The 23,327-nt window shown below is 59.1% G+C and carries 22 protein-coding genes; 11 read left to right on the forward strand and 11 right to left on the reverse strand.

Features of this window, described 5'->3' with window-relative positions:
- Together BUA15_RS13750 and BUA15_RS10235 are read left to right on the forward strand one after the other, a co-directional pair.
- On the forward strand, positions 1–544 hold a 544-nt coding region (locus tag BUA15_RS13750; RefSeq protein WP_178139411.1), incomplete at its 5' end, for a hypothetical protein.
- A 171-nt stretch (positions 545–715) separates the two neighbouring features.
- Positions 716–1,840 (forward strand): NHL repeat-containing protein, encoded by a 1,125-nt coding sequence (locus tag BUA15_RS10235; protein WP_072715458.1) that lies wholly within the window; start codon positions 716–718, stop codon positions 1,838–1,840.
- Positions 1,841–2,153: 313 nt separating this feature from the next.
- Here BUA15_RS10235 and BUA15_RS10245 read toward each other — a convergent pair whose 3' ends face one another.
- On the reverse strand, positions 2,154–2,615 hold the full coding sequence (locus tag BUA15_RS10245) for a GNAT family N-acetyltransferase (protein WP_072715904.1): 462 nt from the start codon (positions 2,613–2,615) through the stop codon (positions 2,154–2,156).
- A gap of 2 nt (positions 2,616–2,617) precedes the next feature.
- The gene (locus tag BUA15_RS10250) at positions 2,618–4,663 is read right to left on the reverse strand and encodes an ATP-dependent helicase (RefSeq protein ID WP_072715905.1); all 2,046 of its coding nucleotides are present in this window, start codon (positions 4,661–4,663) and stop codon (positions 2,618–2,620) included.
- 219 nt (positions 4,664–4,882) lie between these two features.
- On the opposite strand from BUA15_RS10250, the gene BUA15_RS10255 reads away from it, so the two are divergent.
- From BUA15_RS10255 to BUA15_RS10285, 7 genes are all read left to right on the forward strand, one after another.
- Positions 4,883–5,776: a ParA family protein gene (locus BUA15_RS10255; protein ID WP_072715906.1), complete on the forward strand. Its 894-nt coding sequence runs from the start codon at positions 4,883–4,885 to the stop codon at positions 5,774–5,776.
- Between the two features lie 18 nt (positions 5,777–5,794).
- Entirely contained in the window at positions 5,795–6,751 is a 957-nt protein-coding gene (locus BUA15_RS10260) for a ParB/RepB/Spo0J family partition protein (RefSeq protein ID WP_072715907.1), read from the forward strand.
- On the forward strand, positions 6,748–7,269 hold the full coding sequence (locus BUA15_RS10265; protein ID WP_072715908.1) for a DUF5683 domain-containing protein: 522 nt from the start codon (positions 6,748–6,750) through the stop codon (positions 7,267–7,269). The genes BUA15_RS10260 and BUA15_RS10265 overlap by 4 nt, the downstream gene beginning before the upstream one ends.
- Positions 7,270–7,355: 86 nt before the next feature.
- Positions 7,356–8,489, forward strand: coding sequence for a glycosyltransferase family protein (locus BUA15_RS10270; protein ID WP_072715909.1), 1,134 nt, complete (start codon positions 7,356–7,358; stop codon positions 8,487–8,489).
- Between the two features lie 98 nt (positions 8,490–8,587).
- On the forward strand, positions 8,588–9,874 hold the full coding sequence (locus BUA15_RS10275; RefSeq protein ID WP_084660578.1) for an aminotransferase class I/II-fold pyridoxal phosphate-dependent enzyme: 1,287 nt from the start codon (positions 8,588–8,590) through the stop codon (positions 9,872–9,874).
- Positions 9,861–11,030, forward strand: a complete 1,170-nt coding sequence (locus BUA15_RS10280; protein ID WP_072715911.1) for a hypothetical protein — start codon at positions 9,861–9,863, stop codon at positions 11,028–11,030. Before BUA15_RS10275 ends, BUA15_RS10280 begins: the two co-directional genes overlap by 14 nt.
- Positions 11,005–11,724 (forward strand): HAD-IA family hydrolase, encoded by a 720-nt coding sequence (locus BUA15_RS10285; RefSeq protein ID WP_072715912.1) that lies wholly within the window; start codon positions 11,005–11,007, stop codon positions 11,722–11,724. Before BUA15_RS10280 ends, BUA15_RS10285 begins: the two co-directional genes overlap by 26 nt.
- On the opposite strand, the gene BUA15_RS10290 is transcribed toward BUA15_RS10285, so the two are convergent.
- A complete protein-coding gene (locus BUA15_RS10290) occupies positions 11,704–12,081 on the reverse strand; it encodes a hypothetical protein (RefSeq protein ID WP_072715913.1) in 378 nt (125 codons plus the stop codon). The two genes, BUA15_RS10285 and BUA15_RS10290, sit on opposite strands and share 21 nt — an antisense overlap.
- Positions 12,082–12,302: 221 nt before the next feature.
- On the opposite strand from BUA15_RS10290, the gene BUA15_RS10295 reads away from it, so the two are divergent.
- Complete coding sequence (locus tag BUA15_RS10295) at positions 12,303–12,740, forward strand: response regulator (RefSeq protein WP_072715914.1); 438 nt, start codon at positions 12,303–12,305, stop codon at positions 12,738–12,740.
- Position 12,741: 1 nt separating this feature from the next.
- Here BUA15_RS10295 and BUA15_RS10300 read toward each other — a convergent pair whose 3' ends face one another.
- The gene (locus tag BUA15_RS10300) at positions 12,742–13,017 is read right to left on the reverse strand and encodes a DUF493 domain-containing protein (protein ID WP_072715915.1); all 276 of its coding nucleotides are present in this window, start codon (positions 13,015–13,017) and stop codon (positions 12,742–12,744) included.
- 250 nt (positions 13,018–13,267) lie between these two features.
- Between BUA15_RS10300 and BUA15_RS10305 the strand changes: the two genes are divergently transcribed.
- The gene (locus BUA15_RS10305; RefSeq protein WP_072715916.1) at positions 13,268–14,521 is read left to right on the forward strand and encodes an ROK family transcriptional regulator; all 1,254 of its coding nucleotides are present in this window, start codon (positions 13,268–13,270) and stop codon (positions 14,519–14,521) included.
- Here the strand turns inward: BUA15_RS10305 and BUA15_RS10310 are convergent.
- The 7 genes from BUA15_RS10310 to BUA15_RS10340 form a co-directional block, all read right to left on the reverse strand.
- Positions 14,518–15,441 carry an alpha/beta fold hydrolase gene (locus BUA15_RS10310; RefSeq protein ID WP_072715917.1) on the reverse strand — a complete coding sequence of 308 codons (924 nt, stop codon included), beginning with the start codon at positions 15,439–15,441 and terminating at the stop codon, positions 14,518–14,520. The two genes, BUA15_RS10305 and BUA15_RS10310, sit on opposite strands and share 4 nt — an antisense overlap.
- Complete coding sequence (locus tag BUA15_RS10315) at positions 15,438–16,958, reverse strand: class I adenylate-forming enzyme family protein (RefSeq protein WP_245772013.1); 1,521 nt, start codon at positions 16,956–16,958, stop codon at positions 15,438–15,440. Before BUA15_RS10315 ends, BUA15_RS10310 begins: the two co-directional genes overlap by 4 nt.
- Complete coding sequence (locus BUA15_RS10320) at positions 16,955–18,430, reverse strand: sodium:solute symporter family transporter (protein WP_072715919.1); 1,476 nt, start codon at positions 18,428–18,430, stop codon at positions 16,955–16,957. Before BUA15_RS10320 ends, BUA15_RS10315 begins: the two co-directional genes overlap by 4 nt.
- Positions 18,431–18,440: 10 nt before the next feature.
- Positions 18,441–19,415 carry a 3-oxoacyl-ACP synthase III family protein gene (locus BUA15_RS10325; protein WP_072715920.1) on the reverse strand — a complete coding sequence of 325 codons (975 nt, stop codon included), beginning with the start codon at positions 19,413–19,415 and terminating at the stop codon, positions 18,441–18,443.
- Positions 19,416–19,419: 4 nt separating this feature from the next.
- A complete protein-coding gene (gene fabG / locus BUA15_RS10330; RefSeq protein ID WP_072715921.1) occupies positions 19,420–20,163 on the reverse strand; it encodes a 3-oxoacyl-ACP reductase FabG in 744 nt (247 codons plus the stop codon).
- Positions 20,164–20,166: 3 nt separating this feature from the next.
- Positions 20,167–22,602 carry a TonB-dependent receptor gene (locus tag BUA15_RS10335; RefSeq protein ID WP_072715922.1) on the reverse strand — a complete coding sequence of 812 codons (2,436 nt, stop codon included), beginning with the start codon at positions 22,600–22,602 and terminating at the stop codon, positions 20,167–20,169.
- A 95-nt stretch (positions 22,603–22,697) separates the two neighbouring features.
- The gene (locus BUA15_RS10340; RefSeq protein ID WP_072715923.1) at positions 22,698–23,204 is read right to left on the reverse strand and encodes a GbsR/MarR family transcriptional regulator; all 507 of its coding nucleotides are present in this window, start codon (positions 23,202–23,204) and stop codon (positions 22,698–22,700) included.
- Between the last annotated feature and the right edge of the window lie 123 nt (positions 23,205–23,327).

A 23,327-nucleotide genomic window follows, 5' to 3' on the forward strand; every position in this document is an offset into this window, starting at 1 on the left:
CTGGAAAATCAGCCTGGGCTTGCTGCTTGTCGCGCTAAGCTGGAGCCTCTACGGCTGGCAAACGCAGCGACGCCTGCCGCAGGTGCCCTTCCCGTCCAAGGCGTTCGTGCCCGTCTGGACCCCGACCAAAGCTCCAGTACCAACTGACCGCCCGGGCGAGGTGCTGCTGTTTTTCAGCCCGGACGACTGCGGGCAGACGGTGGCGCGCACGGCGGCCTTCTGGGTCGAAGGGGCGCAGGCGCTGGGCTATCGGGTGGTGGGGATTCTGGAAGACCGGAGCCGGGAGCTGGCACGCCGCTATGCGGCGGTGATGGGATTTCCGTTCGCGGTGTGGTGGGATTCGGTGGGTTGGTACGGGCGGCATTATGGGGCGTTGGCGTTGCCGCGGGCGCTGGTGCGGCGGGAGGGTCGGGTGGTGGGGGAGCTGGGGCCGGAGGCGTTGCGCACGGTGCGGGGGGTTGAGTCGGTGCGGCTGTTGTTGGCTGCTTATTTCCGCGAAGATCTTTCTGTTCTCAAAAACCAACCAGAAGGAGGTGAGCTATGAGACGCTGGAAGGATCGGCTGGCGACGTTGTTTCTGGTGGTGGCGGTAGGCCTGAGCCTGCTGCCGTGGATTGTGCCGGCAGTTTCTGAAGAAAGGACCTCCGCAGAGTGTCCCAGTTTGGACTATGATTGGATAAGGAAAGAGATCTACTGCAACTGGCTTATTCCCTGTTATGGAAGACCGTTATGCTGCTTTGATTGTGGAATTGCCATTGTTCAATAAAAAGTCAATAATCATTATGTTCAAAGATACATGTAGAATATTTTTAATTTTAATAATAATCTGGATTTATTCACTTACCTCCCTGGGACAATCTATCGAGGATGTAATCCTATGGGTTGACTCGCTCAAACTTGAGGAGACAGAAGAAACATTTACAGGAATTATTGAGGTGAGTTTAGATCCGGAAGGAGGCTTTCTGGTAGCGGATGTTCAGGAGCATCAGGTGCGCCTTTACACGCAAGAAGGTCATCTACGTTTATATTTTGGCGGTCCCGGGGAGGCGCCGGGTAGATTGCGTCATCCTCGGGCGCCGGTCCGCCTTTTATCCGGTAGGATTCTGGTCCCTGATTTTGGAGGGCATCTCTCGTTATTTGATTCCCGTGGAAAGTTTATCCGGCGGTATACCCGGGTTGTCGTATCAGGAACCTATGCGGTGCGGGATGTACCGGGGCCTGAAGTTTTATTAATTGGCATGCGAAAAGCCCAGCGAGGTGCTCAGCCGTTGCTTCATTTTTTCGATCCAGAAAAGGGAAAGATTACCAAAAGCTTTTTTCCTCATCCTATTTCTCCGGGCCAGTATGGTGGCGTAATACATTCATTGGCACATTTAGTTGATGCGGATGTACTGGGTGATCGTATTGTAGCCACTTTTCTTTTGTTGAACCGGCTTTATTTTTTTGATCTAAATGGCCGGTTTATTGAAGCGATTGAAGTGCCCTTACGCCATTTTCGACGAACGATTCCTGAAAAGCCAATAGCCTCGTTGGAAGCATTTACTCAGTTTTTAGAAAGTCACTCGCTTTTGACGCGCGTTTTCTGGTTAAACCGAAAAATCATTCTAATTCTTTATAAGGATTTGTTGGATGTTCAACGCCGAAAGGCCCGCTGGAGTCTGGCAGGAGTCACGCCGAGAGGAAGCGTATTGTTTGAAGTGACGGACGTACCTCGACTGCTGGCGGTTAATCCACAGACAGGGACCTTGTTTTTCACGCATCCGAATTACGAAACAGAGAATCACTGGCTCGTAGGCCGCTTGAAGCCGCATGTACTTCGAGCTGCTGGACTCCGGCCGTAAGTGCATCTCTCGGGAGGGGCATGGCTGCCGGTGGCTGTGGGTGGTGGTCAGCGGAGCCCTCTTGTGCGAGTGCGGCGATTGAGCCCTATGGGGTGCTTGTTTCGATTTCGGGCAGGTGACAGCAGCCGCTGGAGCTTCCGGGCCCGGTGCTGGGGCGAGACGGGGTCTATCATCTTTACATTCGCTTGTCGGACGAGCCGGCTCGTCGGTTGATCGGGCGCTACCGGGTGGCAGTGCGGCAGTGAAAGAGGTGCCCGCAGCTCAAAAGAATGATAGCGTAGGACGGATTATCTGCTTTCTCCGCCCATCAGCGTTACAGGTCTTTTTCCAGCCGCAGTCGATAGTCGCGATAAAATGTATTGTAGTCGGCGCGGGTGACCCGGAATCCCTCGGTCAGTCCCAGCACAGCCATGCCGGGATGCCGGTTCGGAAACGTATCGTAGGCGAAGCGTCGGTAGCCCTTCTGGCGCGCCCGTTCCATCATCACGTACAGCAGTTGGCGGGCAATGCCCTGACGCCGGTAGGCCGGCAGCACGCCCCCCTTGGCGCTGTAAAACGTGCGGCTGTTTTCCCGATAGCCAATTTTGAACCCAACGGGCACCCCGTCCACCCGGGCCAGCAAAATCATGAGATCGTCCCGATCGAACGTATTAATGATGCGCTCTTCCTCAAAGATGGCCCGGTTCAGTTCGCGAATTACCTCCAGTTGTTCCAGTCCGACCTCTTCGATGGTCAGGACGGCACCGCTTGGAACAGGTGCGCGATAGCGTTCCATTGCTAGTCGGCAGCCGGTAATGCGGAAGCGCTTGAACCTGGAAGTTCATGGATAGAAGGCGTAGTCGGTTCCTCGACCAGCACCCAGGGTTCCAGAACCTCCTCCGGCAGATTGTCGAGGAAGCGACTGGGGCTGGTCAGGTATGAACCGGTTCCTGCCTGGTAACGCACCATAGGATAGGAAATGAACAGGTTTTCGCGAGCGCGGGTAACGGCTACGTACAGCAGCCGCAACTCTTCATCCAGCGCCTCTGGATCGCTCAGGGCATAGGCCGAAGGGAGAATTCCCTCCAGGGCGTGGATGAGAAACACTGTATGGAATTCCAGCCCCTTGGCTGAATGGATGGTTGAGAGCACCAGCGGCGGTTCGTCTTCGACAAGCGGATCCACTTCCAGTGCGGTTAGCTCCAGCGGGTCCAGCACCAGGGCCTCCAGAAAGGCAGCCCGGCTCTGAAAGCGCGCGCTCAGGCTGACCAGGTGCTCCAGGTCCTGCAACCGCCGCGGGTAGTCTTCGTAGTAGCGGCGTTCGCACAGCGGACGGTAGTAATGCAGCAGTTCGGTCAATTGCGCCTCTACGGGCAGATCGGTTTCTTTCAGCTTACGCAGCAGCGTAAACAGCCGGATCAGCGCCTCAGCATAGCGCGGCGAGAAGGGTCGCTCTTCCAGCGTAAACGGCGCGCCATCTGCCGAGGTGATCCATTCGATCAAGCGCTGAGCCGTGCGCGGGCCAATGCCTTCAATCAACTGCAGCACGCGGTTCCATGCCGCTGCATCCTTCGGGTTTTCGAGCAACCGGAGATAGGCCAGCAGGTCCTTCACGTGCGCGGCTTCGCTGAGCTTGAGTCCTCCGTACTTTACATAGGGAATGCCGCGTCGGTTAAGCTCCAGCTCCAGGTCAAAGGCATTGTGGCTGCTCCGGAACAGCACGGCCATCTGATGCAGTGGCACGCCCTGCTCGCGGAGCGTCAGGATCATCTGGCAGACGAAGCGGCTTTCGGTGCGCTCATCAGGCGCCGGGATAATGGCGGGGCGTTCGCCTTGTTTGCGCTCGCTGAAAAGCACTTTATCGTAGCGGCGGTGCGCCCGCTGAATGATCCGATTGGCCAGGTCCAGAATGGGCTGCGTGGAGCGATAGTTCTGCTCCAGCTTCAGGATGCGTGCGTCAGGAAACAGCCGAGGAAACTCAAAAATGTTGCGGAAGTCGGCCCCGCGAAAGCGGTAGATTGACTGAGCATCGTCGCCTACAGCCATGACGTTACCGTGCACAGCAGCCAGATGCTGCACGATCTGCGCCTGGAGCCGGTTGGTGTCCTGGTATTCATCGACGAGCACGTGGCGGCATCGCGCCGCCACCTGACGATGCACGTCAGGATGTCGGGCAAAGAGTTCGATGGTGCAGGCCAATAGGTCGTCATAGTCCATGAGCCCGTGCTGGCGCTTGTAACGGGCGTAGTCTTCGCGAAGCATGCGAAGCGCCTCCAGGTGCTCTAAAAATTGCGGGTAGCGCATCTGCAAGATTGCTTCCAGATCGGCGTCGGGATGACTGGCAGCGGCCGAAAAGATGGCCTGAATCGTCTGTTTTCGGGGAAAGCGGCGGCCGCTCCGGTGCAGTCCATGGGCCGTTCGGAGCAGATCGATCACGTCCGCTGCATCGGAGGCATCCAGGACCGTAAAGTTGGTGGGATACCCCAGCCGACCGGCGTAACGCCGAAGCAGCCCTAGACAGAAGGCGTGAAAGGTACCGCCCTGCACCCGTTCGCAGCGACCGTCGAGCAAGGCCGCTGCCCGCGCCAGCATTTCTCGCGCGGCCCGCCGGGTAAATGTTAAGAGGACGATTTCCTCCGGCGGCGTCCCGGTCTCGACGAGATAGGCCACGCGATAGACCAGCGTCCGCGTCTTCCCGGTGCCCGCTCCGGCTACCACGAGAATGGGACCGCCGCCAGCTGTCACTACCGCATACTGTTGCGGGTTGAGCGCTCCGGCATAGTCTACCGTCAGACGGGCAGGAGGAAGCTCGGCCTCTGGCTTTAGAACAAAACGGCGCGCCATTTTGACCGATCGGGGCAAATTCTGTTTTTTTCTCAACGCAGCTCTACAGAGCGTGATCCAGTGGGCTGCTTTTTTGCGAGGGGACTGGTTTACGCTTTCGTTTCTTTATAGATTAGAGAACCCGCAGGTTGTGTGCGTTGGCACCTGTGCAACAAAGGCCGGCCACCATCCGTTTCTGCTCCGTTTGTAGATCCGGTGGCTATAAGCTTTTATAATCCCATGGGTAAAGTTATTGCGATAGCCAACCAGAAAGGCGGCGTCGGAAAAACCACCACCGCGATCAACCTGGCTGCTTCCCTGGCAGCCATCGAGCATCCCACCCTGCTGATCGACATCGATCCACAGGCCAACTGTTCTTCAGGCGTGGGAATCAATCCCCGAACGGTCCAGAAATCCACCTACGAGGTGCTCATCGGCGACATTTCCCTGGAAGAAGCCATTCAGCCAACCGAGCTGCCATTTCTGGAAGTCGTCCCCAGCCACATCAACCTGGTCGGCGCCGAGATTGAGATGATCGATGTCATGGAGCGGGAACGGATTCTGGCCAATGCGTTGCGTCGCGCCCGCCGCAAGTACGACTTTATCATTATTGATTGTCCTCCCTCACTGGGCCTGTTGACGCTCAACGCCCTGACGGCCGCCAACTCCGTGCTCATTCCTGTCCAGGCCGAATATTTTGCCCTGGAAGGACTGGGCCAGCTTCTGAACACGATCAAAATCGTACGCCAGCATCTCAATCCAGAGCTAGAAATTGAAGGAGTGCTCCTTACCATGTTTGATACCCGGCTGCGCCTTTCCAACCAGGTAGCCGAAGAAGTGCGCCGCTACTTCGGCGACCGCGTCTTTCGCACCATCGTGCAGCGCAACGTGCGTCTTTCGGAGGCGCCCAGCTTTGGCCGGCCGGTTTTGCTCTACGACATTACCAGCATAGGAGCCCGTAATTACATGGCGCTGGCCCGTGAAATCATCCAGAACAACCAGCGTTTTTTGCTGCCGGAGCCAACAACCGAAGCAGCTTCTACCAACGGTTTGTCCATCCCTGCCAGCGGACGTTCGCCCTCGGCGTCTTCCGACGCCACTTCGCTTCGCCAGCACCCCGGACGTGACGCCTAAGCAAGCCAACACAGGTTTATGGCCACGAAAAAAGTAGCCCTGGGGCGCGGGTTGAGCGCCCTGCTCCCAAGCGCAAACCAAGAGACAACCCCGCCTGAAGAAGTAACGGGCGTTGAAACGCCGAAAAGTCGGCTCTACCATTTTGAAGAGCGGCTTCGCCTACTGGGACGGGTAGCCGAGATTGAAATCGACCGGATTCGTCCCAACCCATACCAGCCGCGGAAAGACTTCGACGAAGAGTCTCTGGATGAGCTGGCCCGCTCTATTGCGCAACTGGGCATCATTCAGCCCATTACGGTGCGGGCGTTGGGAAACAATGAGTTTGAGGTGATCTCCGGCGAACGCCGCCTGCGGGCAGCGCGGCGCGCTGGTCTGAAACGCATCCCGGCCTATGTGCGTGAGGCCGACACCGAAGAAATGCTGGAGATGGCGCTGGTCGAGAACGTCCAGCGTGAAGAGCTGAATCCTATTGAAGTAGCTCTGGGTTACCAGCGGCTGATTGAAGAATGCGGACTGACCCAGGAGCAGGTTGCGGAGAAGGTAGGCAAGAATCGCGCAACAATAGCCAACTTTTTGCGCCTGCTCAAGCTTCCGCCCCGCATCCAGGCCAGCCTGCGCGACGGGACCATTACAGCAGGGCACGCGCGCGCCCTGATTGGCTTGCCTGAGCCTGTCCAGCTTCGCCTATTGCAGGAAATAGAAACGAAGCAGCTCTCCGTCCGCGAAGTCGAAGAACGCGTGCGCGCCTGGCATCGCCGCCAGGAACGCCAGCATGCCTCTGAAACAACACCCGCTTCCGCTGAACCCGACCCTGAAACGCTCCAGCTTCGCACCTACGAAGACCAGTTGCGTCGACGGCTGGGCACCCAGGTGCGCATCCGGCATCGCACAGGTGGCCGAGGGGGACGCATTGAAATCGCTTATTTCTCGGATGAGGAGCTGGAACGCCTCCTGAACCTGCTACTGGGCACATGACGGGGCTGCTGCTGGCTTTCCTGCTCTTTGCAGGGGAAGCTCCTGCGCCCCGGCCTCCCGACTCGACCCATTCCCCGAACGGAGCCCTCTGGCGGGCGCTGGTGCTTCCCGGATGGGGACAGATCTACAACCGTCAGTACTGGAAAGTCCCCTTTGTCTATGCGGGACTGGGCGGTCTGGCAGCGCTGGCTCATTTTTTGAACGAACGCTATCTGCTCTACCGCCACGCCTACCTGTATGCCATCGCGCCCGAACAGTATCCCCAGTACCGGGAAGCAGGGGAACGCTTCCGCACCGTGATCGAAGCCGGTCGTGCCGATCTGCTGCGCCTGCAGCGCGACCGCTATCGCCGTAACCGAGACCTTACCTACATTGCGCTGGGCTTATGGTACGGACTGACCGTACTGGACGCGTATGTTCACGCGCACCTGTATGATTTCGACGTGAGTGAAAACCTGCAAGTCTCTGTATTTCCTGGACCAAACGGAACCACTATGCACCTGTTCTGGCGATTTTGAAATTTTGATTTTCTTTTCTGCATGAATTTTACGATCTTCCAGCCAAATGTCGCGACCATCCGGCCTGCAGGGGAAGCATCAGTCTCATGGCACGCATTGTCTATGCATTGAGTGGGCAGGGGCGGGGCCATGCTTCGCGCGTGCTGGCGATCGCCCGGGGCCTGCGCGAGCGAGGCCATGAGCTTCGTTTCTGCTGTGGCGGCACGGCCCGGGCTGTGCTGGAAGCCTGCGGCGAGCCCGTCTGGCCTGTTCCTGCCCTTCGGCAGGTGCTGCATGGCAATCGCATGCGCCTGGCAGCCACCCTGCGCGCTAATCTACCGGTGCTCCGCAAGTTGCGCTGCCTGCTTGACGAACTCACCGAGTTGCTGGCTGACTTCCGTCCGCATCTGGTGATTACCGACTTTGAAGCGCTCACGCCCCGTGCGGCCGCCCGGCTGGGCCTGCCCGTGCTGTCATTCAACCATCAGCAAGTCATTACGGAAACGCGCTACACGCTCCCTTTCCGTTACTGGAAAGATGCGCTGCTTGCCCACCTGGCCATTCACCTGATTGCTCCGCCCCGTCCCCTGCACGTGCTGCTGACTTCGTTTTACTTTTTGCCGCTGCGCCATCCCGAACGCACCACGCTGATCCCCCCCATTATTCGCCCCGAAGTGCAACACCTGACGCCCACCGAAGAGGCGCATGTACTGGTTTACTTTAACCAGCCAGAAGGCGTGGATCATTTACCAGAAGTGCTGGCCTCTCTTCCTGTACCGTTTGTGCTCTATAACGTCCCTCGCTCCCCTCATGCAGACGACTATCCCAACCTGACGTTTAAGCCCCCTACCATCGACGGCTTTTTAGAAGATCTGGCTCGCTGCCGGGCCGTTCTTTGCACTGCAGGTTTTACGCTGATGAGCGAGGCCCTTTACCTGGGCAAACCGCTACTGGTCGTCCCCAACCGGGGCATTTTTGAGCAAACGCTCAACGCCCTGTTCTTAGAGCGAAAGGGACTGGGCATGGCAATTTGCGACCGAGAGCTGCGCGCAGACGATGTCCAGCGCTTTCTGGAAGCCTGCCCCTATTACCGGCAGCGTTTGCAGGCCCATCCGTTGCGCTGCGGCAATGAAATGGCACTGGATTTCATTGAACGCCTGCTGCATCGCCTGGAGATGCGCCGCTATCGGGGACGTCCTCTGCAAACCATCCGTGAAAATACCGCGCTTTCGTTCATCTAAACCGAATAGGAACGATGCGCCATAGATCCTTGTGCTCCATACTGCGTTTTAGCGCAAGTTTAAGGATGCTGCCCCAAATGTAGAAACCATTGCAGGATATGCCCATGTCGGACGCGGCCCGTACGCCACAGGAACGGCTGGATACACAGGTGTCGTCTTCGGAGCCCAGCCTGTTTGCCAAGTGCCACAAATTCTTTGCGCCAGACGGCGATTACGCCCGGGTGCAGGCGGCGGGCCTGTACCCATACTTTCGTCCCATTGAGCGCAATGAAGGAACCCGCGCCATTATTAACGGCCGGGAAGTCATCATGGCGGGCTCAAACAACTACCTGGGGCTTACTTCGGACCCCCGGGTTAAAGAAGCCGCTATCGAAGCGGTCCGTAAGTACGGAACGGGGTGTACGGGAAGCCGCTTTCTCAATGGTACGCTGGACCTGCACCTGGAGCTGGAAGAGCGTCTGGCCCGCTTCATGGGACGGGAAGCCTGCATCGTCTTCTCGACCGGATACATGACCAACATGGGCGTCATCCAGGCGCTCACTTCCAAAAATGACATCATCTTTTCGGATAAGGACAATCACGCAAGCATCGTGGCCGGGACGCAGGTCAGCCTGGCCGATACGGTGCGCTACCGGCACAACGACCTGGATCATCTGCGCCGCCTGCTCGAACGCGCACAGGCCGAACGTCCGGAAGCGGGGAAGCTGATCGTTACCGATGGCGTATTCTCTATGAGCGGCGTGATTGCCCGCGTGCCAGAGCTGGTGGAGCTGGCCGAAGAGTTCGGCGCCGCACTCATGCTGGACGATGCCCATGCCGTCGGCGTCATCGGTCCGGGCGGACGGGGCTCGGCTGCCTATTTCGGCCTGGAGCACAAGGTGCACCTGACCGTCGGCACCTTCTCGAAAAGCTTTGCCTCCCTGGGCGGGTTCTGCGTGGGCGACCGCGATGTGATCGAATACATCCGCCACACCAGCTCTGCCCATATTTTTTCGGCCTCCATGCCGCCCGCCAACGTGGCCACCGTTCTGAAATGCCTCGACATCATTGAACAGGAACCGGAACGGCTCGAGCGGCTCTGGAAAATTTCGGACTACATGCGCGAAGGCTTCCGAAACGCTGGCTTTAACGTCTGGAACAGCCAGACGCCCATTATTCCCGTCGTTATCGGAGACATGATGACCTGCTTCCGGTTCTGGCGCGAGCTACTGGAAGAAGGGGTATTCGTCAACGCGGTGGTCCCGCCAGCCGTACCCCAGGGCCAGGCGCTCATGCGAACGTCGTTCATGGCCACGCACACCGACGAAGAGCTGGACTACATCCTAGAAGCATTCTACCGCGTCGGTAAGCGACTGGGCGTCATCCAGGCCAATGGAAGCTGTTAAATCCCCGGAGACGGCCGTCGTTGACACGCCGGTGCAGGTAGTGCCGGTACGCAGCAGACGCCTCCTGCGCAAATTTATCGATTTACCGTACCGGCTCTACCGCGGGCATCCTTACTGGGTCCCTCCGCTGCGCCGAGACGTGGCAGAGACGCTCTCCCCGCGGAAAAACCCGTTCTTCGAACACGGCCAGATTCAGCCGTTTGTGGCCCTGGATGCATCCGGGCGCGTGGTCGGACGCATTGCGGCGATCATCAACGGCATGCACCTGAAGAAGTACAACGATGGAGTTGGTTTTTTCGGCTTCTTTGAGTGCGTGTCGGATTTTGCCGTCGCCCGCGCCCTCTTCGATGCCGCCGCCGAATGGCTCCGCGCGCAGGGCCTGCAACGCATGCGGGGCCCCACCAACCCCTCCCTGAATGATGTAGCCGGTCTTCTGGTCAACGGCTTCGATCGCGCTCCTTCTATCCTGATGCCCTATAACCCGCCTTACTACGCCGACTTTCTGGAGCAGGCGGGCTTTGAGCGGGTCATGACCATGTGGGCCTACTATGTTCATAAAAAATACCTGAAAACAGAAAAATTAGAACGCGGCGTTGCCCTGGTTCGGCGGCGCAACCCCACCATCACGTTGCGCACGCTCGACATGCGCCGCTTCGACGAAGAGGCCCGAACCGTGCTGGACATCTATAATGAAGCCTGGTCGGAAAACTGGGGCCATGTGCCCATGACCGAAAACGAATTTCAGCACCTGGCCCGCGCTTTAAAGCAGGTCGTGGACCCGGAATTAGTCCTGATTCTTGAGGATGAGGGCTATCCCATCGCCTTCTCGCTGTTGCTGCCCAATCTCAACCAGGCCCTCCGGCATGCACGTAACGGACGCCTGTTTCCTTTCGGTCTCATCAAGGTGCTGCTGGCTGCTAACCTGGGCGCCATCTATGAGACCCGTATGCCGCTCATGGGCATCCGCAAGAAGTACCACGGACGCGGCCTCGATGCCCTGCTCGTACTGGAGACCATCCAACGTGGCAAACGCCGCGGGTATGAAGCGTGCGAGATGAGCTGGGTGCTCGACACCAACAAAGTTTTGCTGAACGCCCTCAACCATTTAGGGGCCGTGGTGGATAAGGAGTATGCTCTCTTCGAAAAATCCCTTTGAAAATATTCGCTTTATCTACTTTGACCTGGACGACACGTTGCTCGACCACCGCGCGGCCGAACAGGCAGCCCTGGCCGATGTGAAAGCGGCCTTCCCGGACGTTTTTGCCCACGTACCCCTGGAAAAACTGCTGCATACCTATCACACCATCAACACCGAACTCTGGAAGCAGTACCAGCAGGGCACCATTGACCGCCCAGCGCTGATGCATGCCCGTTTTGCCCGGCTCATCGACGCGCTAGCGCTGCGCAACGTTACTCCTGATCAGCTCAACGCCTGCTATATGGACCGCTACCGCCAACACTGGCGCTGGACACCCGGTGCCCGCGACGCCTTTCTGACCATCGCAAAGCACTTTCCAGTAGGCATCCTGACAAATGGCTTTGCGGCGGTGCAACACGCTAAGCTGGCGCGCTTTCCGGAGCTGCGCCAGCACACGCGTGCCCTGGTTATCAGCGAAGAAGTCGGCGTCGCTAAGCCTCACCCTGCCCTCTTTGCACAGGCCGCGCGCGCTGCAGCAACCGAGCCCGCTGCAATTCTGTACGTAGGCGATTCGTTTGGCAGCGACGTCGTCGGAGCACAAAACGCCGGATGGCAGGTGGCATGGTATACTCCTACGCCACCCGCATCTGTCCCGGAAGGGGTCTTTACCTTCAGGTGCTGGCCTGCGCTGCTACGCCAGCTCGGTCTTTGATGAGGTACCGGTTGTGACCGGACGCGCGCTGCGCCCTTCCACAGGCGGTCGATCTTCCTGCGTAGCAGCCCAGAGTCGCTCAACCAGCTCCCAGGCAGCCCACACCTGATCCTTCAGGCCTTCCAGCCGGACCTGAAGGTGGGCTGCATTACGCCACAGGTCGGGTCGCAGACTTGTCTGCACATGCTGGAGCAGGCGACCGCCGTCTGCATATGCCTGGTCGATCTCCTGCGCTAGCATCTGCAGCTCACGGGCAAGCTGCGCGAGCACCTGCAGGGCTTCTTGCTCTGCCGCTCCGTCCGGCATGACCAGGGGCCAGTGGACGTGCATTGCCTGGCGCTGATTTGCATCGGCCATAGCGCTTCCGGATGTTAGAAAGTGCTGTTTCCGTAATGACCACTTTTTTCGCATTCGGATCCCGCACTGCCCCGAAAAAACGCAGGCCCTTTAGTTGGCGCAACACTTTTTTTGCCAGAAAACCGAGGGGCTATGCGCCAATAGTACTTTCAAGTTCAGCGTAGAGCTTCGAGCTTATAGTCAAAGCTCGTTGTATTCTGCTGTGTTGTTTTTGTTGTTTTATGTCCCACCGTGCAATTAATGGGCAGCGTCGGTTGCTGCTCCTACTGGACGCGGATACGGCCCTCCATCCCTTCATCCAGGCAGCCCTGCGTAGGGCGCCCTATGCGCCGTTGCGCTACCTGGAATGCCATCCGGTGGTCAATGCAGAGCAGCTCCGAAATCATCTGCACGAACGCCGTTATCATGTAGCGTTGCTCTCGTTGGAGTCCATAGGGCATCCCACCCGACCCCTTCTGGAAAATGCGCACCGCACCATCCAGTTAATTCAGGAAGCCCCCGTGGACCACCAACCTCCGGCGGTCGCCATGACTTCGGTCGGCACCTCAGCCCACCGCGAAGCCATACTTCGCCTAGGATTTGCCGGCTACCTGTGCAAACCGTTCACGCTTGCCACCCTGTTTCAGGAACTGAGTACAGCCCTGGCGCTCAGCACCTGAATCACAGCGCAATCACGCCGCGCACGCGAGCGGCTGCCTTGTAGATGGCAATGATTTCATCACTGGAGCGCACTTCCATCCGCGCCGTCAGGCTAATGTAATTGCCTTTGCGGGACTCGCGGATCGTGACCGGATAGTGTCCAAAAACAGCCCGAAGCGCCTCACGCTCGCTGGAAGGGGCAATAAACTTGAACAGATACTCAGCCGGCCACTCGTTCTGGTCATCCAGCAGCTCCTGAAACCGATCCCACCAGTTCTGCTGCGGTAAACTGTCCATCGACGTAATTTCCTGCCTGTTTTTTCCCAGAGCTTCGGTTACTCACAGGCAAAAAGTACGCCCGTTCAATCTGTTCGTTCATCCTCCTACGACGAAAGCCAATACCGATAAGCCCCCTGTTTCACCCGATCGCAACTTTTTTATTTTAACTTAATAGAAGACAACATCTTACAATCTGCCTGAATCTTTCAAAGCAAAATCAAGATTTAATTTTTATCTTTCAACATCTAAAAAGCGCTTTTCAAAAAATATGCTGCTGGGGACCAATCTCAAACACGCCAAGGCCTATAATTTCCGGATCATCTTGGAGACAATCCGGCGCTTTGGTCCAATTTCACGCGCCGATGTAGCTCGTCGCACGGAACTCACCGCTCAGACCGTCTCCAATATCACCCGGGAATTGCTGGGGATGGGGCTGATCTATGAGGCCGAACGACGACGCGACGGGCGAGGAGCCCCTTCGATTCTGCTGGCCATCAACCCTGATGGCGCTTACTCCATCGGGCTCGATCTGGATCGCGACCATCTGACTGCGTTGCTGGTAGACTTCGCCGGCCAGATCCGCCGACGCGTCTATCAGACGCTGGAAGGAGTCCTGCCTCCCGAGCAGGCCATGGATTTGCTGGCCCGAACGGCAGAACGGCTCCTTCAGGACACCGGCGTGCCTCGCGAAAAGGTCTGGGGCATTGGCGTGGGCATTCCAGGACCCCTGGACGTCTCAAAGGATGGCCACGTTACCAACATTGCCAACCCCCGAGCTTTTCCTGGATGGCGCCGCGTCCCGGTCGTCGATATTCTGGAACAACGCCTCAGGCTGCCCATCTTCCTGGAAAACAACGCCACGGCAGCAGCCGTCGGCGAACGCTGGTACGGCGCCGGTCAACATATCCCTACCTTCTTCTACGTATTCTTCAGTGAAGGACTGGGGGGTGGACTCATTTTCAACGGCCTGCCTTATGACGGCTATACCGGTAACGCCGGCGAGCTGGGCTACTGCTACCTTCCTCCCGAAATCTTCTCGGCCGAAGATCTGCACGTTTTCAAAAAACCCCATCTGGGCATTCTGTTCAGCGTCCCCCGCCTGTATCGTCAGCTCCAGGAAGCCGGCTACACGGCTCGCAGCCTGGAAGACCTGGAACAGCTCTTCCAGGACAAAAACCCGGTGTTGATCGACTGGCTGCACGAGGGACTGGAACATCTTGCCCCGATCATCCTAGCCATCGAGTACATAATTGATCCAGAAGCCATCTTTTTCGGGGGGCGCTTACCAGAAACCATCATTGCCTATATCATCGAATGGTTGCAACAGCGCCTGGCTGAACTGCGCATTGAAGAAAAACCTCCAGTGCGCCTGTTGCCCGGGACGGCCGGGGTCGATGCTGCCGCTCTCGGCGTAGCTACCCTGCCCCTTTATGTCCAACTGGCTCCGGGACTCCACGTGTTGCTGAAGACGGGTAATGGTGAAGCCCTGACCCCAACCCGTTCGTCTGCCCCCGCCCGTTAAAAGGTTCCAAAAAGAAAACGAAGTACCTGCTGCGCAAACACTTCCGGCTGCTCTAAAACCAACAGGTGGCCGGCATGGGGGATAAGTATACCCTGCGCTTCAGGAAGCCGCTGCAGGGCCACTTGAAGGATATCGGCTGGTGTCTCGGTGGGCCTGAACAATCGATTGGGAATGAGCTGATCATCTTCCCCAAATACCACCAGGGTGGGGTGCGACACTTCAGGCAACCGCGCAAACACCGGCTCGTCCAGCATACCGGCTATCGCCCGCGCATTGGCTTCGGCATAGGCTCGAAAATCAGCGCGCCGCTGCATTTGCTCGCGTTGCTGCAACAGCCAACCGAACCGATCCGGATCCCAATGGGCAAAGTTGCGCTGCACGTTCTGCGCGTAAAGCGCCGGTGGCATGGCTTCAATGGCTTCGGCCGTAAACAGCAGTTTCAACTGGGCCGCCGCTTCCGGCGTGAACGTCTCAATCCCGGCTGGCGCCGCCAGCACCAACCGACGAACGCGCGCCGGATGCCGGAGCGCCAGAGTAAGCGCAATCTGCCCTCCCATGGACAGGCCGATCAGATCAACCTGCCTCAGCCCCAGCGCATCCAACCAGGAGACCAGCACCTCGGCATAAAAGGACGGGGTGGCCGGTACGTTGTGCTTGTCCGAAAGTCCAAATCCGGGCAGATCCAACGCCAGAACGCGTGCCTTGCGGCGAAGCAACGGAACCACAGCCCGCCAGATCGACAGGTTGGTACCCAGACCGTGCACCAGTACCACCGGTGGGCCAGCGGTGCGGCTGTCGTGGTACACCAGGCGGTACCCCTGCACCTGAATGGTGTCAAGCGCCGCCGGATAGCCTGCCAGCGGCTGAGCCGCTGCATGCGGAACGGCCACCAGCATCATGAGCAGTCCTATTCGTTTCATTGGTTCAGCCGGTTGAGCGCCTGCGCGCGGAGGGCGCGCTTGTCACATTTACCTGTCGGCCCAAGCGGAAGCGTCTCCAGAAAAAACACATGGCGCGGCACCTTGTAACCGGCCAGCTGCGTCCGGCAATAAGCCTGCACCGCCTCGGCCGTCAGCGTCCGCCCGGGCTTCAACACCAGAAAAGCAGCGCCTGTCTCGCCCCACTTTGGATCCGGCACGCCCACCACAGCCGCCTCAGCTACGTCCGGATGCCGCCGAAGCACGGCCTCAACCTCGGCAGGATAGACATTTTCTCCGCCGCTGATATACATGTCCTTCTTGCGTCCCACGACATAGAAATAGCCGTCTGCATCCTGCCGCACCAGATCGCCCGTGTGGAACCAGCCCGCTGCGTCGATCGCTTCGGCCGTCGCTTCCGGCCGTTGCCAGTAACCCGGCGTTACCACCGGTCCCCGCATCAGCAGTTCGCCCACGGTATCCACCCCCACCTCACGTCCCTGCTCATCGACCACGCGCACCTCAACATAGAAATTGGGGAGCCCTATCGACCCGATCTTTCGGAGGGCATCGGCCTCCGAAAGCGAAAAGCAATTGACGCCCACTTCCGTCATGCCAAATCCCTGACGAATCGGGACCCCCTTCGCATGCCACCGCCGAATCAGCGGCTCCGGCATTGCCTCGCCTCCTACCACCGCATAGCGGACGGTCGAAAGCGACGTGCGCTCAAAGCGGGGATGCTCGGCCAGCATCCGGAGCATAGTGGGCACGCCCCAGAGAATGGTGATGCCGGCCTCCTCACAGAGCTGAAGAATCTGGCCCGGATCAAAGCGGTCCAGTAGATAGGTATGCCCTCCTTTGAACAGAAAAGGCGTCAGCAGCACATTCCAGCCTCCTGTATGGTAAAACGGCGCCGCATTAAAGGAAACGTCCTGGCTGGTCAGATCCAGACGATGGATGGTATTAAAGGCATTCCAGGCGATCATGCCATGCGTAATGATCGCCCCTTTAGGACGGCCAGTCGTACCCGAGGTGTAAAGGATCATGAGCGGATCCTCCAGGTGCACCGCAGGACGCACCTTTCGCTGCGCACCGGACCGAGCAAACGTACGCACCGTCTCCAGCGGAAGCAAGGCGTCGACGCCCAGCGTCCGCGCCACGTCCGTATAAGGCGCATCATAGACGAGCAACGCGGGCGTACTGTCGGCCACCTGGTAGGCCAGCTCCGGGGCAGCCAGTCGGTAATTGAGGGGCACCAGGATCCATCCTGCCTTCTGACAGGCCACAAACAGCAGCACATGCTCGGGCCGGTTTTCGGCCAGCACGGCGATGCGGTCTCCCTTCTGCACGTCAAATTGCGCTGTCAGGACGGCCGCCAGTGCCTCACCTTCGTCATGCAGCCGCGCAAACGTCCAGCGCTCACCGGTCGGCACCCAGGTAAGCGCGGGACGCTCCGGCCAGTACTGCGCGTTTCGTTCCAGCCAGTCGGTGCGAATGAAGGGTTGCCGATCGGATTTCATGATCTCGGTTGAATGGTCGGTTGCTGCATCTTGCGACCCAGCAGCGCCACCGCTGTGCTGCTCAACACAGCCCAGGTTGCCGGAACCGCCGGATTATTCCAGTAGGGGCCAAGCTGTCCGTAATACATGCCAAAATGGACCGTCAACGCCGTCAGCGCCGCTATCATAATGACGCGCGGCGGGAGCGAGACGCCCAGGACGCCCAGAAGCACCGGAGCGAACGTGGCCGCAAACAGGGCATAGACCCCGTTCTGCGCTAAAATAGCTACAGAAAGCGCCGGCGTAAGCTGGTCATACCCTAACCCCAGCAGCAGAGGGGCCAGCGCGACCAGCGTCAACTTGCCCACTTTCAGCGCGCGCCGCTCTACCACGCTGGCCGGCACCCCGCGCATCAATGCCCAGGATCGATACAGATCGTTCGCCACAATAGCCGCCAGCGCTACCATCAGTCCTTCCAGCGTCGAATAACCGGCCGCCAGCAATCCAATGGTGATCAGCCCACGCACCACCGGACCAAACCGTTCTACCAAGTAGGTGGGAATGACCGCATCGGCGACCAGGTCCGCTTCGGGCATCAGCAGGCGGGCATACAGACCAGTCAACAGCACGGAGAAAAACACAAATGCTACGCCGAACCCAACCAGCAGGTAGCGTCCTACATCGGCTTCAGAGCGAAGATAAAGGGCTTTGGACAGCAGATGGGGCTGGGTAATGACCGCCACTCCTACAACAAAATTGGCCACAAAGACTTCGAACGGACTGCGAAACAACAAACTTTCGGGATTGACGGGACGCGCCAGGTTCGGATCGATAGCCGCCAGCCGGGCAAGCAGGCCCGACAGCCCCCCTTCCCAGTAGGCCAGGCCCGACCCGATCAGCAACACGGCCACAATGAGCATGATCAACGCCTGGGCCGTGTTCGTCAGCGTATGCGCACCGGCTCCCCCCAGCAGTAGATATCCCAGCGGAATCGCTATCGTCAGCACCAGCGCCACCACCAGCCCGATGCCCAGCACGCTGGAAAGTACCCGGGCCAGCCCGACCACAATCAGCACCATGAACGTGATGAGCAGCAGACTCAGCAACGCATAGAGCACCCCGAGCCGTCGGTCGTCGTAACGCGCTGCAATCCATTGCGGCAGGGTTAACGCTGCGTAGCGATCGCCCAACCGACGAAAACGCCGGCTCAACACCACCACCCCTACCAGGATGCCCAGCGGCGTGGCCACACCGTAGCCCAGGTAACCTGCCCATCCGTAGAGATAAACCAATCCCGGATTGATAACGAACGTCGCGGCACTGGTCAGATTCGCCGCCAGAGAGAGCCCTACCAGCACAGGACTGACCGCACGGCTTCCGACCGAAAACCCTGCCAGTCCACGCGTTCCACGCATCCCGAGCAGGGCTGCCCCGCCGACCAGCAGCAGGTAAGCCAGAAAGAATCCCCAGCCAATGGCATGTTCTGCTCCCATAAGCGTGCGGTCAGGTGTCGTAGGCCCAGCGAAGCGCCATGGCAGCCAGCGCTGCTCCTCCCCCCGAGGCGATCAGGTACACCAGATCCCCTCGTCGCAGCCGATGCTGGCAGGCGGCATCGGCCAGCACCATCGGAATACAGGCGCTTCCCGTGTATCCATACCGATCCATCACATAGTGCGTGCGCGTTTCCGGCAGTCCCAGCACTTCCAGCGTCTCCCGAATGCTGAGCACATTGATCTGGGTAAAAAACAGGTGATCCACGTCCTCAGGCGCCACCCCCAGCGCTGCGGAAAGCCAGCGTACCAGGCGCGTCCAGTGATCGACGTTGTAGGTCTTCGGAAACTTTTTTCGAAATTCCAGAACCTGAGGGCCTGCCGGGCAGCAGGCGCCTCCGGTGTAAATGCCCATGTAGTCGTAGTACTGGCCTTCCGCCTCCAGACGGGTCAGCAAAATGCCTGGTTCGTCCTCATCGGCCGGAGCCAGCACTACGGCGCCGGCTCCATCCGCAAACAACGTAGCGATGTTACGCTGGGAAAAGTCCAGGAATCGGCTCATCAGATACCCACCGGCCACCAGTACCGGACCATTTCCTCGTTCTACAAACTGCCGTCCGATTTCCAGGGCGGTTACAAAGCCGGCGCAGGCCGCATTGACATCGAACGTTCCTGCCCGCGAGGCCCCCAACTTGTGCTGCACGACAGTAGCCGTAGCCGGCGAGAGATAGTCGGGCGTGTCGGTTGCCACAATGATCAGCGTTAGATCGGCCGGAGACAGCCCCGCTTCCTTCAGCGCAGCCCGGGCTGCAGCGACTACCAGATCCGACGTAGTCTGTCCGTCTTCAGCGTACCGCCGCTCCCGAATGTTGCGCTGCGTGCGCAGGAAGCTGTCCACATCTTCGCCGTAGTATTCGTTGAAATAGGCATTGGTCACCACGCGGGGCGGGGCGTAGAGTCCGGTTCCGATAATCTGTGCCCGTGCCATTGGCCTACAGGGTTAATCCTCCATCCACGTTGAGCACCGCGCCTGTGATAAACGAAGCCTCGTCGGAGGCCAGAAACAGGTAGGCACGGGCCACCTCTTCGGGACGTCCCAGGCGCTGCAACGGCGTGCGCGTGCGCACCATGTCCAGCACCTTCGCCGGCACCTGCCGCGTCATGTCGGTTTCGATAAACCCGGGCGCTACCGCATTGACCCGGATACCGTAGCGTCCCAGCTCGCGCGCCCAGGTTTTTGTCATGCCAATGACACCGGCTTTGGTCGCCACGTAGTTTGTCTGTCCGAAATTGCCGGCATGCGCCACGACAGACGAGGCGTTCAGGATGCACCCGCTTCCCTGCGCTTCCATGTACGGCAGCACGGCCTTCGTGCACAGAAAGACGCCGGTCAGGTTCACTTCGACCACCGCCTGAAACTGCGCCAGGGTCATCTTGCGCAGGGTGGCATCCTGCGTAACGCCCGCGTTATTGACCAGGATGTCGATGCGTCCGAAACGGGCTGCTGTGTCCTGCGCCATGCGCTCAACCTCCTCGGGGCGCGTGACGTCCACCGAAAGGGCCACCATGCGCGCTCCTTCTGTCTGCATTTCCTGCACCAGCGCCGCAGCGGCTGCGCGGTCCCGGTCGGCCACCACCACCGCTGCCCCCTCACGGGCAAACAGGATGGCCGTGGCCCGACCGATACCGCGCGCGCCGCCGGTTATGATAGCGACTTTCCCTTCCAGTCTTCCCATGACTCAGTACCTCCATCCGGAAAAGTGGTAGGTAAGCCCCAACCAGGCCAAACGACCGCGCACCGGAGCGCCCAGCACATCGTAGCCTTTGTTGTTCAACAGATTCGAGATGCTTACCGTCAGGTCAAGTCCGATGCGCGGCACCCGGTACCCCAGCGTCAGATCTACCACCGTACGCGCCGGGACTTTGCCTCCATGCTGCGGCAGCATGGTCTCGCTGTTCCAGTAACCCGATACGAAACGATAGGCACTCTGGTAGCGAGCGCTCAGGCTGACAAAAGCGCCTTCCAGGGCGGCATCGTGCACGGTCACCTGGCCCTTTAGCTTTGTTTCGGGCACGTTCAGCGGCAGCTCGCGCTGCCCGGCCGTCTCTGTAAAGCGGCGAAGCGAGATCAGCGAAACGCTGCCAGAAAGGGTGACATACGAGGACGGGTACAGCGTAAGCCCGACGTCCAGTCCTGCCACCTGCGCCCGGCCAAAGTTCAGATAGGTCAGCAAACCATTGAACCGCGCATCCGAAGCCGGAGCCTGCACCGGCGTGCTTCCGTCGGCCTCATAGGCCACCGTGGTAAAGCCATCGGCCACCAGCGTCAACGGACTGATGAAGTTGCGGTACCAGGAGTAGTAGCCCACGACGTCCACGAACGCCCGCGTGCCAAAGGCCCCCTTGTACCCCAGCTCCAGCGCGTCAACCTGCTCCGGCTCCAGCCCGGCTATCCGATTCACAACCTGCCCACTGGCATCCTTAATCACGTAGCCTTCTCGATTGCCAAAGGCATTGACATAATAGCCGGGCACAATGTCGAAACGCGGGATAGGAATGAACAAGTAGTTCTCCAGAATGGTCGGACTTTTGAAGGCCCGATTGTACCCGACGCGGACGTTGTGGCCGGGATAAACGGTGTAGACCAACGCCACCTTGGGACTGAACTGGGTGCTGTAGTTCGTATGGCGGTCGATCCGGGCTGCCGTTACCAGACGCAGCCGATCCGGTACCAACCGGAGATCCACCTGGGCATAGCCCCCCACTTCGGTTGCGCTGAGATCTTCCCCGCCCGCATCAGCCAGAAACGTCCCGTCCGAGTCCGGCAGATAACGCCGCACCTGCAGCCCGGCCACTACGCGCCCCTGCAGAAACGGCAGGGCCTGCCGGTACTGAATCTCCCCATCCAGCAGCGCCCCGCGATCCACGAACGTGGTGGCGTCCCGCAGCACCTCCAGGTCCACCTGCGCCAGCGGCCGTCCTGCCGCTACCTGAGCAGCCGCCGCCTGCACCACGGCATTGAGCTGATAGGTTCGGCCTGCATCGTTCTTCGTGCGCGTGAACTGAACGTACCAGTTCGGATGGCTCAGTTCCACCGTCTGGTACTGCACCACCCAGCCCCGGACGTGATTGCGGCCGTTGTTAGTCAACCCGAAGTTGTCGTTGGTTGAATAGCCCAGGCCGGCTTTGGCCTTCCACGCTCCCAGGCGGTAGTACAGGAACCCTTCCAACTTGGCCGAGCGAATGCGATAGCCCCCCAGGTCTCGCAACACCTCCCCTTCGTAGATCGACGTGCCGTAGTTGTGCAATCCCTCTTCTCGGCTCGGCGCAAAGTCCTCGGCCTTCAGGTACTGGCCCGTAATCTTCCAGCCCCAGGCGCCGATGGTTCCGGCGGCTCGCCCCGTTACATCGATCAGCGATCGCTCACCCGTCCGGGCCATCAGGGAAAGCCCGGACTCATCCCAGGGATCTTTGGTGATGACGTTCACCACCCCGGTGTGGGCGTTCGGACCATACAGCGCCGAAGCAGGCCCCACGACCACCTCAATCGCTTTGATGTCCAGCGGGGCAGTGGGCAGAAAATTCCCCTGAGGGAGTCCGGTCCCGGGAAGCTGCGCTACACGGCCATCCACCATGGCCAGCATGCGCGTGTTGAACTGGCTGTTGAAGCCGCGTGCCGAAATGCCCTGGGCATTGATGCCTGCATCCACGAAGTCAATTCCTTTCAGGCCAGCAAGCGCCGACAGAAACGTGCCGCCACCGGTGCGCGCCAGGTCGGCCGCTGTGATGGTTTCAATGGTAACTGGCGCTTCCAGCAGTTTTTCCGTCTGCCGCGTGCCGGTTACCACTACCGCCTCGGCTTCAAACAGGACGGGCTCCAACGCCAGCGTTAGCTGCACCGACGCCGCGCCCACCGCTACCGGCTGCTGCAGCGTTTGATACCCCACAAACGAAACCTGCAAGGTGTAGCGTCCCGGGGCGACGGGCCCCAGACGAAACGCACCGTCCACATCGGTGGTCGTGCCCTGGCCGGTCTCCAGGAGCACAACGTTGGCGCCAGGCAGCGCCGCGCCACGGTGCGCCTCCCGCACCTGACCTTCAATCCAGACGGACTGTGCCAGGGCGAAAGGGCTTACGAGCCAGCCCAGCCAGCATAACCAGAGCAGCCGTTTCATGACCGCCTCCCTGTGTTTGTGAGTGTATGGTGAAGAAATTTATTTATAGGCAACGTTTGAAATTTTTCAAACGATCAATCTAAAAAAAGAATCATTCAGCTTGAAGACACGCCGGCAGCTTCCAGTTGCGCCCGGACCCGCTCCCACTCCTGGGTAAAGTTCTCGTAGAACTGTTCCATGAGCCGATAGAAGGCCTGCATGTGCCGCAACCGTTCGATTGCTGCCTGGTGGGCAGGATCTCCCGACGCCTCCATCTCCCGTAGAAATTGCTCGGCCGTACGCCGGTTCTTTCGAACCGTGGCCAGATTAAACTTGAAGTTGTTCAGGAAAAGATCAGGATGCGCCACGTAATAGTCCCGCCGGTTTTCCGGCCCGTTCACCTTCCGCACCAGCCCAATGCTGGCCAGCTCCCGAATCGTGCTCGAAATCGGCCCTTTCGAACGATTGAGCAGGGTAGCAATGTCATCCAATGAAAGCGGCTCCGCTTGCGTCAACAACAACCCGACGATCAATCCCTTCAGCCGCGACAGGCCATACCCTTCGTAAATGTTGCCGAACTCCTCCACCAGATCACGCTGCAGTGGCGTCAGCCCTCGTCCCATATCTCTTTTGATTCATTTGAAACTTTTCAAATAAAAATAAAATGGACAACCTCGATTGTCAAGGGCTCATGAATAAAACAGGACCGCCTCGACCTTCCGTGAAACCCTGTAGTTAACTACAGG

The organism is Rhodothermus profundi (genome assembly GCF_900142415.1).
GTDB classification, from domain to species: domain Bacteria; phylum Bacteroidota; class Rhodothermia; order Rhodothermales; family Rhodothermaceae; genus Rhodothermus; species Rhodothermus profundi.